Genomic DNA, 16,481 nt, shown 5'->3' on the forward strand with positions numbered 1-16,481 from the left:
GGAACTGTGCGTGCAGGCACAAGCACTGACTCAGATGCTTTCAGTGGAAGAGGCTCGCCACTAGCGGCTTCAACCATAAATTGTTACAATTGATAAAAATATGTCTGAGGGAGTGAAAATTTCATGACTATCGAGAAATCGGTTAAGCACGTCGCGTCTGCTTGGAAGGAATCTCCATACTACGCTGATGCCGAGAGATGGACACACCTCTTCTGGGGAAACGGCACAATCTTCCTACGGCTGTTTAAAGAACTCCCGCTGGACAATGTCATTGAATTAGCCGCTGGCCACGGACGGCATTCCGAGCAAATTGCGAACCAATGTGGCACGCTTACACTGATGGATATCCATCAAGAAAACATCGACGCCTGCAGAAATCGACTCGGCCACTTCCCAGAACTGCACTTTATCCTGAACAACGGATACAATTTCGAACCCATTGCTGCAGTCAGCATATCAGCCATTTTCTGCTACGACGCGATGGTACATTTTGCTCCCGACGTCGTTCAATCGTACATCAAGGACACGCATCGGATCCTGCGGTCAGGCGGAATGGCCCTCTACCATCATTCCAACCTCAGTGCACCTGGCACGAACTATGCCAAGAATACGCATGCTCGCAATCACATGACTGAAGAATTGTTCAAATCATTTTGTGATGAAGCGGGTATGGAGATCGTAGAGTCCATTCCGATCAGTTGGGGCAACGTTGAAAATCTCGATCGCATCTCGCTGATCCAAAGACCGTAACCCATTCTTGCAATCTGCACCGAACGGACCGGCGGCCTAATGATGCCAACTTTTGCCGTAATACGGGGCGATTCCCTCTATGAGGATCGCAACACAACGGACGACACTATGAAACCCATCCGACATTCGGCCTGGGAAGGGCTGCTCAAGTTCGTAATTGCGCGAGCCGGTACATTATTTGTATTGGCCCTGATCGCCAACAACGGGCGCGCTTTCGCGGAGGACGACATATCCATTGATGTCGTCGGCACTCCACAAATTCGTTTCGAGGCGACGTCAGGGTGCAACACAGATGACATTCCCGATGGACCTCTGCGAGTGTTTCGCAGAGGAGATGGACAGGAGATCGGCTTCGCGCCTCACTTCAACAACCTACCATTTTACATCAAGGATGGCGTTTTCCAGAGACACTGCCGCTCGGCGTTCGTAGGCGCAAGAAGCGATGACGAACGCAATTTTAATGATCGCGGATGGATTACGGCATTATGGAGAGACAATCAGCGCCACCGAATTATGGCCGTCGTCCACAATGAATATTGGGGACAAACCCATGAAGGCAAATGCAAGTTTCGCGAGTATCTAAAGTGTTGGACTAATGCTTTAACTCTCGCAGAGTCCGACGACGATGGTCAGTCATTTCATTTGATTGAGCAGCACGTGTTAGCCGCCGGAGAACTGCCCCTAGCTGCAACTCAGGGCGCCAGATATGGATATTCGAATAGTTCAAACATAGTTCATCGTGACGGATATTTCTATCTTGCCGCTGAGATGATTGGCTTAGGTGGCAATCATCTGGGTACCTGCCTAATGCGAACGGATGACATCGGGGCAGCATCAAAGTGGCGAGGCTGGGATGGAAAAGGCTTCAACGCACACTTGACTGGGCGATTCGAGTGCCTGCCGATCCAGAGGCTCTCTGGCGTTATGGGATCAATAGTACGACATGGGGGGAGATTTCTTGCAGTTACTCTAGCGCCGGAAGGAGCATCTCCTCCTGGCGTCTATTACATGACAAGCAATAATTTGACCGACTGGAGCAAACCAAAGCTGTTGCTACCCGCAACACCATCGTGGTCCAAACAATGCAACGCTGGCGAGTTGCGAATCAACTTTCCCTCTCTCGTCGACTTGAGTTCTGCTGACATCAATTTCGACGAAGTTGGGAAAAGCGCAGAACTATTCTTCGTTGGAGGCGACAGCCTTCTCGAGGGTAGTTATTGCAAGCAAACGAACAAACGAGTCATGAGCGTAAGAGTTTCTATTGGACCGTGAGCCCTCAGGTGCCTGTCATCGCTCGCTGAAAAAAGGCTGGGAAATCATTGCGTCGGTCTTGGAAGACCGACCTAGCCTTGGCATCCGAGAAGAACAATGTTCCATCGTCCATAAGTCGGATCATGTCCGACTCATCGACAGAAGCCGACCCATCGTCGATCAATGCTTTCATCCATCGAATCTCGTCGATGAGCGGAAGAAAAGTTTGATCTGAGAACTTTTCCAAACTCATCGCCAATATTTCTTCGTTCGACATATCTTGGGATACAATCCCCCGACTGATCAATTTGTTTCGATTAGTCATGATCCGCCGCTCGGGGAACTGAGTAAAATGCAACAGAAAAAGATCCTGCCCCGCAGAGGCGTCGAACTCCAATCTATTATGGTACTGAAAGTTGTGTATCTCACAATGCCGTCCGACCAGTTGACCAGGAAAAAACGGCTTGCCCATGCGCAAATTTTCGACGACGCCCAGTGCCCCCTTCTGGTCTCGAATATAGAAGCTGTTCATTGATCGCATCTTGTTTACCAACCAGGCGGTTGGGACAATGCATTCAGCTGGCGCTTGAGCGATCGTTTCCGCAACGGTTGGATCAGCAGACCAAGAATCGGATGAGATTCGAACGAGGCGCTCATCAATGTCGATGAACGCGAATCTGACGCTGGTCTCCGCGATGGCGTCGAAAAGCTCTTTGAATCGAGGATGACAATGTAGCTGATTATGGGGCCCCCCAAACTGAAAAATCAGTACATCATTCTTCCACCGGTCATAGATTTTCAGAACCTGCTCATCGGTTGATCCATTATCGGCAATCATCACGCCTTCAGGGCCAAATATTTTTAGATGGTGCTCGATCCAGCCTTCTGTGAACTGGACCTCATTCAGCGTCTTAGCGCAGATCTTCACGGCACAGCGCGACCTGAGCCGATCCAGAATTTCCTTCTTGTCGTTATCCCAGCTTAGTAGGGTCATCGCATGTTCCTAATTGACCTTGCGCAACATTCGTCTGGACGCGGGATATCCATATCATCCATCGAAGAAGAAGCCGTCGCCTTGCGCAAAATCTATGCCTCCAAGTCTCCCCGCCCGCCAGCAAAGATGCGCGTTGGGACGAGTTATCTCGACCGGAGCGCCTTGAACATCGGGTGGTTTGACTTTTCCTCGTTTCGTTAGTGCGCCTTCTTTGGGAGGCTTATCGTGACAAATAGGCATACGGAGAGAAATACTCAGATACCGCGATCAAAGGCTCCCGCCATCTTAAGAACGCAGCGCCTTCTTCCATTGAGCAGCATTCTCTTCTTGATCAATATTTGGACTGCGGCCCTCCGCTGCACCAATCAGATGAAAGTGCTGCTTGCCCGACTTGATCTTGCCCTCGCGCAAAGCGGCGGCAATATCTGGATACTTGTTCAGGTACCATTTTTCATCAACTTCGGGACCTCCACCTTGCCGTCCCTCAAAGTAGCCAAAGCCAATGTAGTGCACGTGCGCACTCTCTATTTCACCATTGCCCAAGGCTTTCGCCACATCAGGATTTTCTCTCAGGTAGCTATCCTCGTCAAAGTCGGCAGCAGCCAAGCCGATTTGCAGCAAAAGCTTCAGCAGGCCAACCGGAACTTCTACGGTCCCACCCTTCTCGAAGGTCGAACGGTCGACATTAAGTGCGTTCAGAAGCGAAACAGCAGAAGGTACAAACATTTACAACCCCGATCCCTACCAGTTATTCCTCAGCCCTCAAGCTTTCGTCCCAGCCTTAACGGCCGTCTTCGCGGTCCCCCGCTTCGCCTTGTCAACTTCCAGCGGCGCGCCGAGCAGCTGCGCCGTGACTTCCTCGATATACGCCGCCTGTGAGGCGGTGTCCTTGCTGCCGAGGCCGAAGCGCTGGCGGGCGACGCGGTGCATGCTGTCGATCTCCGCGATGTGCTTTTGGGCCTTCAGCGAGTGCGTCACGCTGGCGGCGTGGCGGCGGTGCACGTTGAGGGGGTCGGCGACATAGGCGATCTTGGCGCCTGGGGCGGCGAGCGCCTCCAGATAGATGCGCCAGTCGCCGGCCATGCGCAAATCCCTAAGATCGGCGCGGCAGGCTTCAAGCGCGCGCAGCAACGCCTCGCGGCGCCACAGCACGGAGGACACGTTGAGGATGGTGTTCTTGACGCTGAGGAAGCGCGTCACGAACTCGCTGCCCGCGAACACCTCGGTGCGCGACAGCGCGCCGGGCTCGATCGAGGCGAAATAAGGCTTGTAGCTCGCATAGACATGGGCGCCGTCGGCGTCGATCGACTTGGAGTCGGTGAAGCCGAAGGCGATGTCGGGATCGCCCTTCATCAGCGTGAGCAGGCTGGTGAGGAAGCTCGGCTCGGAGAGATCGTCGGCCTCGGCGATCCACAGGAACTCGCCTTTGGCCATCTCGGCCGCCTTGGTCCACTGCGCGAACACCGAGCCGGAATTCTGCTCGTTGATGACGAGCGAGAGATCGCGCTGGCGCTCGTCGGCGAGCTTCATGATGACGTTGATCGAGTCATCGGAAGAGCAGTCGTCGAGCACGATGACCTCCTCGACCGGGTGGTTCTGGTCGAAGATGGTGTAGAGCCGCTCCGGCAGGCAGTGCGCGTAATTGTAGTTCGGCACCGCGACCGAGATGGTCGGCAGCGCCGGCACGGCGAGCCGCAGCAGGTCGCGCACATAGTCGGCGAACGCGAAATTGGTCTCGATGATCTCGGTCATCCGCGCCTGCTCAGTCTCGGACGGCGGTCGGCGCAAGAAATTGCCGACCGCGTGCGCCATCGCCGGCACGTCGCAATAAGGGACGACCAAGCCGACATTCTCCCTGGCCAGGAAGCCGGGGATACCGCCGGAATCCTCGAAGGCGACCACGGGCACGCCGACGCTGAGCGCTTCCAGCGCCACCGTCGGGAACGGGTCCTCGCGCGAGGTCAGCGCGTAGACGTCACAGGCTGAATACAGCGCCTGCATGTCGGAGCGGAAGCCCGCGAGATGGAAGCGCCCGGTCGCCTCGGCGCGCTCGATCTCCGGCCCGAGCCATTCCTTGAGGCCCGGATCGATGCCGCCAGCCCAGAAGAAATGGACGCTCGGATGGTTCTGGCGGACCAGCTTCCAGACCTGCAGGAACAGGTCAAACCCCTTGCGCAGATCGGCATAGCCGACACCGAGCACCATCTTGTCCGAGGGCCCGATATCGAATTCCTTGCGCAGAGCCGCGGCTTCCGCCGGCGCAGGCTCGATCTGCTTGTAGCTGCCCTGGGCGCGGATCAGGAAGCGCTCGTCGGCGGCGTCGAGCTCGAGCGCCTCGACCAGCTTGTCGCGCACGAATTCGGAGGCGAACACGACGCGCTGGGCGCTGCCGATCGCCATCTGTGCGATATCCTCGAGGTTCTTCTCGCGCAGGATCCGCGGCAGCTCGTGCACCAGCGAGATGGTGCGGAAACCCATCTCGGACAGGAATTTCGCCGCACGGCCGCTCGCCGTGGTGTTGACGATCGCCGAGGTGAAACCCTTTTCGCGGAAATGCTGCAATGCCGGCGGCAGCTCGGAGGCCTGCTTCAGCACGGTGAGCGGCGCGACCGCGCGGTAGTCGCCCTCCATCGCACCGCCTGCGAGCAGGAGATACTCGACCTCGATGTTGAAGGCGCTGCGCAGGGTCTTGCCGATGTTGAGCAGCAGATGTTGCGCGCCGCTCGGGAATGCATCATGGCCGACCAGGAGAATCTTCGGCGACGACAAATCGCGCGACAGGCCGGTCGCGGCGCGCGCGGTGGCGTTGAGATAGGCCGAGCCGAAATGCAGGTCGGGCTCGAGATAGGCGCCTTCGCACCACTCGTTCCACGCGTTGACGCAGACGAAGGGCTCGCCGAAGAAAGTGTGCTTCTGCGCCTGCTCGACCAGTTGCGACAGCCAGGTCTCGTACTTCTGCGGCGTCGAGCCCTGGATGACCAGACCAGACCCCTGCCGGCGGGCGTCATTGTCCCAGCTCGGCACCACGGTCTTGATCAGCGGGAAATTCGGGCGCGGCTCTTCCAGCGAATATTTGGCAACGGCATCGTAGCTGTAGATCTGGCCCGCAAAGGTGTCGTCAAGGATCTTGGCCTCGGAGTTCACCCGCGGCACGAATTTGGTGAGCTTGTGCGGCGGGAATTCGATCGCGCCGTCCATGCCGTTGGGGCCGGGATCGAAATCATCAAAGCTCTGGCTCATGATGATGATCGGATCCTCGTTGAACTTCGTCTTGAAGATCGCACGCCAGCGCGCGATGACGTTGGCGGTGTCGGGAATCAGGCGCGGCCGATAGATCATCAGCAGCGGCCGGCCCTGGATGCGAATGTAGCGCCGGTCCTTGAAGTGACGGTTGTACTCGCCGAGCATCCGCTCATCGTCTTCGGACAGGTAGTCCTGCGAGATCAGGACCTCGCCTTCCATGCCGTCCCAGCGTCGCGTCCAGTTCTCGTTCGCCCACATCAGGCAGAACGGCATGTCGATGTCGCGCGTCTTCAGGAACTGCTCGAGCGGCTTCTCCAGCAGGCGCTTGCCGTTGAACCAGTAATAATAGAACACGAAGCCGTAGACGCCGGCGGCCTTCGCGAGCTTGGCCTGCTTGCGCATCGTCCCGACATCGGCCAGCGAATAGAAGCCGAGGTCGCGCGGAATGCGCGGCTGGTAGTGATCCTTGAAGCGCGGAACACCGCGCGCGATGTTGGTCCATTCGGTGAAGCCGGTGCCCCACCATTTGTCGTTCTCGGGAAAGGCGTGAAACTGGGTCAGGTAGTAGGCCAGCACTTTCGCGCGCGACTTGGCGCTCGCCGGCAACGGCCGTAGCTCCTCGAACAATGCGCTCGGCTTGGTGAAGCGCTTGATCTCGGCCGGAATCGTCGCCTCGTTCTCCGGCGGCGACGGATAAATCCCGTCCTCGTGCCGATGCTCCATGTAGTGCAGCAGCGGATTCTGGTCGGTCTTTCCCTTGAAATAGCGCTGGATGTAGAACTTGGTATCGAATTCCCCGGACGGATTGCGGCCTTCCTTGTAGCCGTGAAAGATGAAGTGCTCGAACGGATCAACGCTCGCTGCAGCGACGTCCTGGTAGGTCTGCAGATAGTATTGCGCGTCGAATTCGGGAATCGGGCTGAAGGGACCGACCCGGTTTTTCAGGTAATGACCGAGCGGACTGTCGCTGCTCGGAATCGCGTATTTCTCTCGATACCATGCCGGCTGGAAATACGGACTCGGGCGACGGCCTTCGGACTCACCGTATCTCGCATAATGCAGGAGCGGCTGAATGTCGGCTTCCTGAACATCCGGATACGTCGTGACGTACCACATCGGGTCAAAGATGGAATTCGGCTTTCTTCCCTCCTTGAAGCCATAGAGAAAGAAATGCTCGAACGGATTCACACCGACTGCCACGACGTCAGGATATGTCGCTGAATAAAATGCCTCGTCGAAAAGCCCCAGCGCCTCAAGGTAGCGCTTGATCGCCAACAAGTCCTCGACCGGCTTCTCGGGCGCCACCGGTTGCTCAGACGGCTCCGTCATGTTCGGGATCTCGCCGTTCGGCTTGGCCAGCTTCGCATTGCCTTTGACTTGAACTTTACTGACGCTGGCGCGCTTGGCGATTGGCTCTTTTTGCCCGGCGTCGCGGGCGAGCTTTGACAGGAAGTCAGCCATCTTCACACGGTGATTGATCGATTATGGGTGTTATTTCTCACACTGTACTTTAGCGCAACGTCGCTGTCACAGATATGAAAGCCAAAGTTAATTCTGCTCAGAAAACGGATTTGAACTGCTCGAACTTGCATCGGCTCGCCCAAGATTCATCCAGCGCCTTGTAAGCTGCAAAATCACGTTGCCGCGTCAGCTATTCGCAACACTACTTTTCGGAGCTGCAGTCGAACTCAATCGTTGCCGCGCCACTTCATTGCCCTGCGCCGCAGCCTTCTCATACCACGCACGCGCCGCCTCGATATCCTGCGTCACGCCGTTGCCCGCATGAAGCGCGTCGCCGACGGTCAGCTGCGCCGCCGCCATCCCTTGCTCGGCCGCCTGCTCGAACCATTGGAACGCCTTCTGCGCGTCCTGCTTGCAGCCCTGTCCCTTTGACAGCATGACGGCGAGGTTGAACTGGCCCAGCAGATGGCCCTGCCCTGCTGCGGCTTCGTACCAGAACACGCCCTTCTCCAGGTTCATCTCGACGCCGGCGCCAGTGCAGTACATGACGCCGAGCTGAAACTGGGCGGGCGGCAGTCCAATCTGCGCGGCCTTCTCGAACCAGCCGGCCGCCGCCTTGGCGTCGGCGATCCCGGTGGCCGGATCGAGATGGAGCTGGCCGAGAGCCAGCATGGCGTCGGGCAGGCCCGCGTTAGCGGCGGTCGCATACCATCTTGCGGCGAGCGGCCAGGCCGGCGTTCCGCCGAAGCGCCCGGCGTAGAGATGGCCGAGCTGGAGGCTCGCGGCCGCGTGTCCGGCTTCGGCCGCCTGGGTCAGCAGTTCCATTGCGCGCGAGACTTTCGCTGCGCTCTTGTCGGCTTGCAGCAGAAACATCGCGTAGGCGACCCCGGCCTCGGGATCGCCGCCGCTTGCAGCCTTGTCCAGCCATTGCTCGGCCACGGCGTGATCGCGGTCCACGCCGTGGCCCGCCGAATAGAGCTGACCGAGCTGGACTTGTGCGGCCGGGATGCCGGCGTTGGCGGCGAACTCGAACCATTTGAGCGCGGCCGCGATGTCCTGGGCGACGCCGGTGCCATTCAGATAGAAGATCGCAACATTGTAGGCCGCGGTCGGATGCCCGCTCTCGGCGGCGCGCAGGAACCAGTTCGCAGCCTGGCGCACGCTCGGCGCCACGCCCTGGCCGGTCGCAAAGAAACGCCCGGTGAAGAACTGCGCCGGAACATCGCCGCGCTCGGCGGCCTGGAGATACCAATACGCGGCCTCGCGCAGATCAGGCTCGACGGCGACGCCCTTGGAGTAGAACTCGCCGAGCGTCAGGATCGAAGGCAAATGGCCCCGCCGCGCCGCCTTGCGCAGCGCGGTCTCGGCCTTGTCTGCGGATTTGGGCAGGCCCTCGCCACGGAGCTGCAGCAAGCCGATATTGTAGAGCGCGATCACGTCCTCGTGCCGGGCGGCCTCCGCGAACAGCCGCGCCGCTTCGGCCGCGTCTTGAGCGACACCCGAACCGCTCAGATGAAGGAAGGCGAGCGCCACCTTGGCGCGGACATGGTCCTTCTCAACCGCCTTGCGGTACCAGCCCGCGGCGGCCTCGGCATCCTTGGGCACGCCAAGGCCCTGGAAGTAGATATCGCCGAGGCCGAACTCACCACCAGCGAAATTCTGCGCGGCCGCCTTCTCGTACCATTCCCGCGCCGCTGCAAAATCCTGCGCGCAGCCGCGCCCGTACCGCAGCATATCCGCGAGCACCACTTGCGCGTCCGGCTTGCCAGTGGAAGCCGCCTTCGCGACCCACGCAAAGCCGCGCTCCGGTGCCTTCTCGACTGACACCCCCCGCGGAAACACCACACTCGCAATCGAGCCCTGCTCACTTGCCTTAGCCTCGACAGCCTGGCGCCATACCTCGTTGCCGCTCACCCCCGCTGTCACTCCGTCGAGCAGAATCATGCCCAATTGAAGCTGCGCGTCTACGTGACCTGCTTCGGCCGCCCTCTCGTACCAGGCGAAGGCATCCGGAATCGAACGCACAACCCCTTGCGAGCGCACGTAGAGCTGACCGATCTGGAAGGCCGCCTCCGCGGAGCCGCCATCGGCCGCATGGCGCCATGCCTCGAACGCCTCCATATAGGCGCCGCGTTCATGGGCAGCGGCGGCACGCTGGGCGATCGCCTCAGGGCCAAGCGCGGTCCATGGCTTCATCCGTCTCAGCAGTCGGGGCTTGCGCATGCTCATGCCCGCGCTCATTGAGCTTCGCGCATGGCCTGGCCGAGGCCCTTCAACATGTCACCGATGACATACATCGCGACCGAGCGCGTGCCGACATGGACGTCACCGGTCAGCGTCATGCCCGGGATCAGGCGGAAATTCGCCGGCACATCCCGAAAAGCCATTTGCTCCACCGAACAGCGCCCCTTGTAGTAGGCGTCCACGGGCTGGCCGTTGTCGTCGACCGTAAAGGCGCCTTCGCTGATCCAGCGGATCTTGCCTTCCGCAGTGCCGTGCTCGGCGAAATTGAAGGCGTCGACCTTCAGCGTGCAGCGATCGCCGGGCCTGACGAAGCCGACGTCGCGCGACGCGATCTTGATTTCTGCATCGAGGCGGGTCTTCAGCGGCATCAGGGTGATGAAGGGGTCGCCTTGCTTGAGCACCGAACCCACCGACAGTTTCGCGAGCGTCAAGACCACCGATGGCTCGTCGGCCGTCAGGCGCACGAGATCCTGGTGCTTCAGCGCCTTGTCGAACGAAGCCTTGGCCGTATCGAGCGAATTCTGGGTGGTCACCAGATCCTGGCTGAGCTGCGCATTCCACTGTTCGGTGAACGCCTTGCGATCGGCCTTGAGGGAATCGAGCTGGTGCTGCGCCTCGACGAGACTGTTGTGCGTGTTGTCCATCGTCCGCAACAGTTCGAGACGCGCATCCTGCGAAATGTAGAGGTTGAGCTTGGACCCACTGCCGCTGTCGGCCAGCGTCGAGCGCATCGATTCGATCTTCTGCAGAACGTCATCGCGCTGCGCATAGCGCTCGTCATCTTTCTGCAATTTCTGGATCGTCGCCTCGGTCTGGCTGATCTTGGAATCGAAGCTCGCGACCTGGGCGGCGTATTGCGCCTTGCGCTGCTGGTAAAGGGCCTTCTGCAGCGCCGCGTAGTTGCGGAATTCCGCATCGGGACGCTCGGGAAAAACCAGCGGCGAATTGCTGAGCTCGGCCTTGTCGCGGATGACCTGCGCCTCGAGGCTCGCGACTTGCTGCTTATATTGAGTGACATCAGCCGAAGCGAAGGTCGAATCGAGCGTTGCAAGCAGCTGGCCGGCCTGAACCTGCTCACCTTCGCGCACATCGATCGTCTTGATGATGGCCGGATCGAGCGACTGGAGCACGTTGATCTGATCGAGCGGAACGATCTTGCCGCCGACGCTGGCAACGACGCGGTCGAGCCGCGTCAGGAACATCAGCGCAACCAATGATACGAGAAAAGCGACCAGGACCCACAGGGTCGCGCGGGCAAAAATTGGCTCCGCTGCTTCACGAATCGCATCCGTCTCGGACTGGAACTGACGGACGGTGGTCAGAGCCGGGGAATTACGAGACAAGGGTCGGCCCTCCGAAATTCGCGCGCGGCCGGCGCGTCGGCATGGCGTGGCTGTTCTGCTGGTGCCACAGGCTTCCGTAAATCTCGTTCCGCGCCAGCAACTCCTCGTGCCGACCGATGTCGTCGACGACGCCGCGATTCAGCACCAGGATCGCGTCGCAATCGACCAGCGACGACAACCGGTGCGAGATGATGATCAGGGTCCGCCCACGTGCGATCCGCGAGATATTCGCGTTCACGATCGCCTCACTCTCCGCATCGAGCGCGCTGGTTGCCTCGTCCAGAATGAGAATCGGCGGGTTGACGATCAAAGCGCGCGCGATCGCAAGCCGCTGACGCTGGCCGCCCGACAGGTTCGGCGAACCTTCGTAGATATAGGTCTCATAGCCACGCGGCAGCTTGTCGATGAACTCTTCCGCGCCCGCCATGCGGGCCGCCTGCACGATTTCGTCGAAAGTCGCGTCCGGCTTGGCGGCGGCGATATTCTCGCGGATCGTGCCGCTGAACAGGAAGTTTTCCTGCAGCACCACGCCGGTGTTGCGGCGCAAATGATCGACGTCATACTCGCGAACGTCGATGCCATCGATCTTGATCAGCCCGCCATAGTCGGAGTGCAGCCGCTGCAGAAGCCGGGTAATCGTGGTCTTGCCCGAGCCGCTCTTGCCCATGACGCCGAGGGTCGTGCCGGTCGGGATTTCAAAAGATACGCCGTTCAGCGCCGGCGACACCGCGCCCTTGTACTTGAATAAGACGCTGGAGAATTCGACATGGCCTTGCAGCGGCACCTGAACGCCATGCCCGGACCGCCCCTCCTCCGCCTCATGGTTGACCAGGTTGCCCACAATGCCGACGGCCATTCGCGCTTCGTCGAGCTGATTGACCAGCTGCGCCATCTGCATGAGCGGGGCAGCCACACGCTGGGACAGCATCAGGAATGCGAACAACGCTCCAATGTAGACGGGATCCGAAGTGGATATCGCCAGATAGACACCAACCGCATAGGATCCGCTGACAGTCAGTCGCTCGAGCGGGCGCACAACGGCCTGGATCGTCACTCCGGCGATGCCTTCCGCCAGTCTTGCCTTCGCGACGCGAGCAACATGAACATCCCACATGTGCTTTTGCCGCGCATCAAGCGCCAGCGACTTGATGGTCCGGATGCCGTTCAGGTTCTGCACCATGAATGCGCCTTGAGCACCTTCTGCGGCCAGCACGGCCGTCGACTTCTTGCGATAGTAAGGCAGCATCAGAATGAGCCACGCCGCAATCAGAGCGGAGAGCCCGAGCACGATGAACGTCAAGAGCGGGCTGAAGAAGAACATCACCGGTAGAAAGAAGAGCAGTGTCGTCGAGTCCAGGATGGCCCCGAACAACTGGCCGATCAGGAAGGACCGAACCCTGAATATCTCGCGCATGTCGCGTGCAATCAGGCCGATCTGGTTGCGCTCGAAATAGTCGATCGGGAGGTTGAGGACCCTCTCGAAGACGTAAGTCGAGAGCTTGACGTCCAGCCGCGCCGTCAGATTGTGGACCAGATACTGGCGCAGGAAGAAGAACATCGTCTCGAACGCGATGATCACCAGCATCGCAAGGCACAGCACGTAGAAGGTGTTGAACGCCTTGTAGTACATCACCTTGTCGGACAAGAGCCGCCAGAACATGATCGGCGCCAGGCCCAGAAGGCCGAGCACGAGCGCCGCGACCGCGACGTCGCGCACGATGCGACGCTCGCGGAAGATCAGCGCGGTGATGAAGCCGAAGCCGAACGGCTGGTTCTCGTCCGAGATTTCATAGTCGCGTTTGGCCAACACGACTTCGCCGGTCCAGATGTCTTCGAACCGGATGCGATCGATGACGAGTAGCGCGTCTTCGCCGACATTCGGGTCACGAAGCACCACACGCGGATTGTTCTCATCGCCCTCCAAGCGCAGCAGCACCATCTTGCTGTCGTCCTTGAGGCAGACGATCGCAGGCAGCGCCTTCTTCAGATGGCTGAGCCCGTCCCAGTCGAGATGAACGGCCTTGGCGCGCATCCCCGAATTGTTGGCGCATTTGAGGATCTCGGAGGTCGTGACCTCATCGCCGCCCAGGACGTTCTCGTGAATGAGTTGCGAAGTTGTGAGATGCAAGCCGTGTTGACGCGCAACAATGACGAGGCAGCCGAGACCGGACGGCTCTTTTGTATCGACAACGCCGGTCTCAACCGAAGAGAGGTCAACGCTCATCTTTACCCCTAACTTGCCTGAAACGGTCGGTGCTTGAACCTGCGGTGTGTTATACACCAGCGCTGTTAGCACTCGCAGCAAAAATCGTAAGCTGCTGAGAGTTATGCCGCATTCGGCTGGAAAAGACCAATGTTACTCTCGTAACTTGACGCAATGTGATTAACGCCACCGGCGCGCGTTCAATCAGGCATGCAACGAACGGCTGTTCCCAATCCAGGAACCTCGCGCGCAGTTGCGACTCTCTGCGATTGCCAGCAATCATTCACAAAAAGACAAAAAATCGAGGCGCTCGGGCCTTCGCTCATGAGGCTAAAGCGCGATGAGATCAGGTCGAATCGTCATCGCGCTTTAGCTCATTGTTTGAGCATGATCTCCGCGCAAACGCCTTCGGCGTTTGTCGCGAGGGAAAACCGCTCCACACTTTTCCGGATCATGCTCTAGCGCTGATCCTCACCCATTCTCTCAAGCAACTTCTTCCCTGAAATTGAAACCCGATCGATCCAGCTCGGCCAGTATCGATTCGCCGTCTGCTTCAGGCATCAATGCAAGCGCCACGATCTCGAAATTCTCGGTTCGCGTCGAGACCTCGGAAAATCCTGCGCTGAGCAGCAGGCTTCCCATGCGCTCGGCCGTGAAGCCGGTGCGATGGGCCATGTAATGATGCCCCTGCTCGATCGCGCGGGAGTGACCATAGAGCATGTCGAGCGGCCGAATCGGGCCGGCCGGGGAATTGTAGGCAATGGTGGCGATCCCGTGCTTGGTGATGAATTCGGCAACCGCCTCCAGGTCGGGACTCATCACCAGCGCAAATCCATCGGGCTTCAGCACGCGGTGGAATTGACGCAGCACCGGATAGACCTCATGCGCATAAAGGTGCTCGAGCATATGCGAGGACCACACCGCATCGAAGGATTGCGGGGCGAATGAGTGATCGAGCTCGGTGACGGACCCCACGACATCCGGGTTGACCTCCGGATCGATGTCGAGGCGCAGCTCTTCCCAATGCTGTTCGGCGATCATCCGGGCAATGCGACGCGCCGGCCCTGGACCGGAACCTGCGTTGAGCATGCGTTTGAGCTCGAAGACCAAATCTAACCCTTTCGGCTGGCGAACAGGGCGCCCCGTTCGTACCGGCCGACCTTACCAACCGGGCGGCTATTCCACCAGAACCGCGGGAGCCGGCTTGCACAAGAAGGTAAATCGACGCCAGCGATCCCAACCCAAAGCCCCTCGCACAAAGCAAAAAGCCCCGCCGAAGCGGGGCTTTCCAAGGGTGAGATCGGCGATTTCAGCTCTAGGAGAGCTTGACCACCTGATCGGTGAAGTACAGGTCCGAAACGCCGGACACGTTGATGTGCTGACCATCGTTGAACACGAGGTTGTACGAGTTCGTTCCCGAGTCGTAGGTGAGCGAGTTGACATCGCTGAACGCACGATCCTTGAAGCCGACCACGTCGTCGCCGCCACCGCCGATGATGGTGTCGTTGCCGATCTTGGTTTCGATGTGGAACGTGTCGTCGCCCGCGCCACCCTGCAGGGTCGAGCTGGCACCCGTTCCGCCATAGACCCAGAACTCGTTGTTCGAGCCCGCAGCGCCCGTATCCTGGAAGTAGTCGCCCTGCTGACCGATGATGGTGTCGTTGCCGGAGCCGCCCGTGAGCGTGTCGGTGCCGGCAAGACCATTCGAACCAGAGTCGTAAAGATAGGTATTGCCGGTGCCGGCCTGCAGCAGCTGATGCGTGCCCGTGCCCGCAACGATGAAGTTGCTGCCGCTGCCGCCATAGAGCGTGTCGTTGCCGGCGCCGCCATACAGGCTGTCGGCACCCGCGCCGCCCTGCATGATGTTGGCTTCGCCGTTCTGCGTGCTGCCCGAGCCGAGAATGTTGTAGCCGCCGGAGCCGCTGCCCGAGATGAGCAGCGAGTTGGTGCCGCCATGCAGCTCGGTGTGGCCGGAGCCGCCGATGAGCGTATCGGAGCCGTAGCCCCAGATCGTGTCGTTGCCGGTGCCCGCGACCAGCGTGCTCGTGCCCGATGACACGTCGCGAATGGTGTTGTTGCCGCTGCCGCCGGACTCGGCGAGCTGATGCGCACCCGTGCCGACCTGGATGAAATTGTCGCCTGCGCCGCCGATCAGGGTGTCGGCGCCGCTGCCGCCATAGAGGCTGTCGTTGCCGTCGCCGCCGAGGATGGAGTCTGCGCCCGTGCCGCCGCCGATGACGTCGTTACCGCCGCCGCCATAAACCGTATCATTGCCGCTGTCGTACAGGTTGAGCGTATCGTTGCCCGACCCCATCGCAATGAAGATGCTGTTGCCTGCGTTCTGGGTGTCGGTCACCGTGAGATGGTTGCCGCCGGCATCATCCATGATGATGGCCTTCAGCGTCGATGTGGTCTGAACCGTCGTCGAGTTGGTGACATCCAGAACCTGAATCACCGGCGACAGCGGGCCGCCGCTATAGGCACCCTGCTCGACCCAAGCCTTCTTGCCGTCCTCGGCACCAGGATTATACGTCCCGTCACTTTGCAGAGCGTTCAACAACGCAGCCTGTACGGAAGCATCCAGATGACCACTCGCAGTAAGGTCGGCGTTCAGTTCGGTCTTCGTCAAATAGCTGACGCTCATGGTACCCCCTGCTAATCAATTCACGGCCGACGAACCGGCCAAGAGATTTCTGGCTAGCCCCCGCGAGACATCGAAACCAATGTGATGCCTCACGTGCGCTTTGTTAGCCCAATGTTAACTGCACTGCACACCAAGTCAAGAAAGGAATTTGGACTTTGATAACTCAATTCAAAGGCAATGTCATATTGTGGTTAAATTGAAGGCAGACGCAACACTTTTTTAACGTGTTCACTAACTCAAGATTTGAGAATTGATCCCGGGCCAAACTTGCAATCTACTCATCTCGGCGAAGCCGCCGACACAAACCGGCCCACAGAGCGAATCACGAATCCTTAATATCTTTCAGCT

10 protein-coding genes are annotated in these 16,481 nt (G+C 59.2%); 2 read left to right on the plus strand and 8 right to left on the minus strand.

The annotated features are described in order from the left end of the window. Positions 1 to 123: 123 nt before the first annotated feature. Positions 124 to 750: a class I SAM-dependent methyltransferase gene (locus tag JQ604_RS00945; protein WP_212352104.1), complete on the plus strand. Its 627-nt coding sequence runs from the start codon at positions 124 to 126 to the stop codon at positions 748 to 750. Positions 751 to 858: 108 nt separating this feature from the next. Further along, positions 859 to 2,022 carry a hypothetical protein gene (locus JQ604_RS00950; protein ID WP_212352106.1) on the plus strand — a complete coding sequence of 388 codons (1,164 nt, stop codon included), beginning with the start codon at positions 859 to 861 and terminating at the stop codon, positions 2,020 to 2,022. Positions 2,023 to 2,026: 4 nt separating this feature from the next. On the opposite strand, the gene JQ604_RS00955 is transcribed toward JQ604_RS00950, so the two are convergent. The 8 genes from JQ604_RS00955 to JQ604_RS00990 all read right to left on the minus strand — a co-directional run bounded on the left by JQ604_RS00955 (position 2,027) and on the right by JQ604_RS00990 (position 16,133). Beyond that, on the minus strand, positions 2,027 to 2,995 hold the full coding sequence (locus tag JQ604_RS00955) for a hypothetical protein (RefSeq protein ID WP_212352108.1): 969 nt from the start codon (positions 2,993 to 2,995) through the stop codon (positions 2,027 to 2,029). Between the two features lie 285 nt (positions 2,996 to 3,280). Then, the gene (locus JQ604_RS00960) at positions 3,281 to 3,721 is read right to left on the minus strand and encodes a hypothetical protein (protein WP_212352110.1); all 441 of its coding nucleotides are present in this window, start codon (positions 3,719 to 3,721) and stop codon (positions 3,281 to 3,283) included. A 36-nt stretch (positions 3,722 to 3,757) separates the two neighbouring features. After that, positions 3,758 to 7,699 carry a glycoside hydrolase family 99-like domain-containing protein gene (locus JQ604_RS00965; RefSeq protein ID WP_249157898.1) on the minus strand — a complete coding sequence of 1,314 codons (3,942 nt, stop codon included), beginning with the start codon at positions 7,697 to 7,699 and terminating at the stop codon, positions 3,758 to 3,760. A 186-nt stretch (positions 7,700 to 7,885) separates the two neighbouring features. After that, positions 7,886 to 9,928 carry a tetratricopeptide repeat protein gene (locus JQ604_RS00970; protein ID WP_249157899.1) on the minus strand — a complete coding sequence of 681 codons (2,043 nt, stop codon included), beginning with the start codon at positions 9,926 to 9,928 and terminating at the stop codon, positions 7,886 to 7,888. Positions 9,929 to 9,936: 8 nt separating this feature from the next. Further along, the gene (locus JQ604_RS00975; RefSeq protein ID WP_212352112.1) at positions 9,937 to 11,286 is read right to left on the minus strand and encodes an HlyD family type I secretion periplasmic adaptor subunit; all 1,350 of its coding nucleotides are present in this window, start codon (positions 11,284 to 11,286) and stop codon (positions 9,937 to 9,939) included. Next, positions 11,276 to 13,510 carry a peptidase domain-containing ABC transporter gene (locus tag JQ604_RS00980; protein WP_212352114.1) on the minus strand — a complete coding sequence of 745 codons (2,235 nt, stop codon included), beginning with the start codon at positions 13,508 to 13,510 and terminating at the stop codon, positions 11,276 to 11,278. The genes JQ604_RS00975 and JQ604_RS00980 overlap by 11 nt, the downstream gene beginning before the upstream one ends. 462 nt (positions 13,511 to 13,972) lie before the next feature. Next, positions 13,973 to 14,578 (minus strand): class I SAM-dependent methyltransferase, encoded by a 606-nt coding sequence (locus JQ604_RS00985; protein ID WP_212352115.1) that lies wholly within the window; start codon positions 14,576 to 14,578, stop codon positions 13,973 to 13,975. Between the two features lie 226 nt (positions 14,579 to 14,804). Further along, positions 14,805 to 16,133: a calcium-binding protein gene (locus JQ604_RS00990; RefSeq protein WP_212352117.1), complete on the minus strand. Its 1,329-nt coding sequence runs from the start codon at positions 16,131 to 16,133 to the stop codon at positions 14,805 to 14,807. Positions 16,134 to 16,481 lie beyond the last annotated feature (348 nt).

It is taken from the genome of Bradyrhizobium jicamae (genome assembly GCF_018130695.1).
Lineage (GTDB): Bacteria > Pseudomonadota > Alphaproteobacteria > Rhizobiales > Xanthobacteraceae > Bradyrhizobium > Bradyrhizobium jicamae_B.